Raw genomic sequence first — 1,760 nt, forward strand, 5'->3', positions numbered from 1 at the left:
CATATGTGATCTCTACTCCGCCCGCAGCGAGCATGTCGTGCACAGAGCAATATTTCTTCACAGCAAGTTCAGCAGCCTTTTCTGCCTTCGCCCGGTCAATATCTCCTTTCAGGTGAAACAACATCTTTATCTTCGTAAAAACAGCCGGAACCGCATCTGCACGCTCACCTTCAACGGAGACCGAAATATCTTCAATCTCCTGTCTTTGTTTTTTCAGAATCTGGATCAGGTCAAAAGAACTGCATGAACCCAGAGCCATCAGCACCAGCTCCATCGGGCGTACCCCCTTTCCTTCTCCGCCTATCTCCGGAGAACCATCAATATGAACTTTCACATCTCCCGAACCGGAAGATTCAAAATGAACCGCATCATTTACACGGCTTAATTCTATTTTCATACTATCCTTAAACGATTTTTACTGCTTCGAATTGTCCAGCGCCTGTTTTACATCCTGCAGGATATCCTCACAATCTTCCAGCCCCACAGAAATGCGGACCGAACCCGGATAAATCCCCAGGTTTACGCGCTCCTCTTCAGTCAGCTTAGAATGAGTGGTAGAGCTTGGGTGTGTGGCAATAGAACGCGAATCTCCGAGATTAGATGTGATCAGGATCATCTTCAGGGCATCCAGAAAACATTTTGCCCTTTCAAAGCCGCCCTTCACCACGAAAGTAACAATCCCTCCGCCCTGTTTCATCTGCTTCTTAGCCAGTTCATACTGCGGATGAGATGCCAGATGGGGATACCTCACCACCTCCACTTCCGGATGCTCTTCCAGCATCTCAGCAAGTTTCAGTGCACTGCTGCAATGACGATCCATCCGGATAGTAAGCGTCTCCAGGCTTTTCGAGAAGATCCAGGCATTAAAGGCCGACATCGCAGGCCCCGTATGACGGATAAAGAACATCAGCTCCTTAATCAGGTCAGCCCGCCCCGCCACAATTCCTCCCAGCACCCGTCCCTGACCGTCCATATATTTAGTAGCAGAATGACAAACCAGGTCTATCCCATACTCAATCGGCTTCTGCAGGTATGGTGTCGCAAAACAATTATCCACGTTCAGGATAATCTGGGGATACTTCTTCTTCAAACTACCCAGCCACTCCAGGTCCACCAGCTCAAGCCCGGGGTTAGAAGGCGTTTCCAGGAAGATCATCTTCGTTTCCGGCCGTATTGCAGCTTCCCATTCATCCGTTTTCAACGCATCCACATACGTATAGGTAATTCCCCAGCGCGGAAAAAGCTGGTTCAGCAGCTGGTGCGTAGAACCAAATATCGAACGGCACGCAACAACATGATCCCCGCTTCTCAGCAACCCCGCCATAGACGCAAACACAGCCGCCATCCCCGAAGAAAATGCCAGTCCGGCCTCTGCACCCTCCAGCTCACAAACCTTACTGATCAGCTCCGTTGTATTTGGGTTAGAATACCGGGAATACACATTCCCCTCCTCCTCTTCAGCAAAAACAGCTCTCCCCTGCTCCGCACTGTCAAAAATAAAACTTGAAGTAAGATACAAAGGAACCGAATGTTCCCGATGCTGGCTTCGTTCAGCCTGGTTACGAATTAATCTGGATTGTTCGTTCATGATTAAAAAGCAGTTAGCTATTAGCAATAGGCCTTTAGCTGCCTGCATTCTTTGTTAAATTAAATATTCGCTAATATAAGTTTCAACGAACGATAAGCCTAATATATTTTGAAAAACGACAATCAACTGATGGCCGTCAGCTACTAATATGATGCTAATAAAACACTCATGC

The 1,760-nt window shown here is 47.7% G+C and carries 2 protein-coding genes; both read right to left on the reverse strand.

The window, feature by feature from the left end; all coding sequences use genetic code 11:
* Positions 1-397: OsmC family protein (locus DDR33_RS20885; protein ID WP_109417747.1), on the reverse strand; the 397-nt coding region annotated here is incomplete at its 3' end.
* An 18-nt stretch (positions 398-415) separates the two neighbouring features.
* Positions 416-1,588, reverse strand: a complete 1,173-nt coding sequence (locus DDR33_RS20890) for a trans-sulfuration enzyme family protein (protein ID WP_109417748.1) — start codon at positions 1,586-1,588, stop codon at positions 416-418.
* Positions 1,589-1,760 lie beyond the last annotated feature (172 nt).

Source organism: Pararcticibacter amylolyticus (genome assembly GCF_003130405.1).
Lineage (GTDB): Bacteria > Bacteroidota > Bacteroidia > Sphingobacteriales > Sphingobacteriaceae > Arcticibacter > Arcticibacter amylolyticus.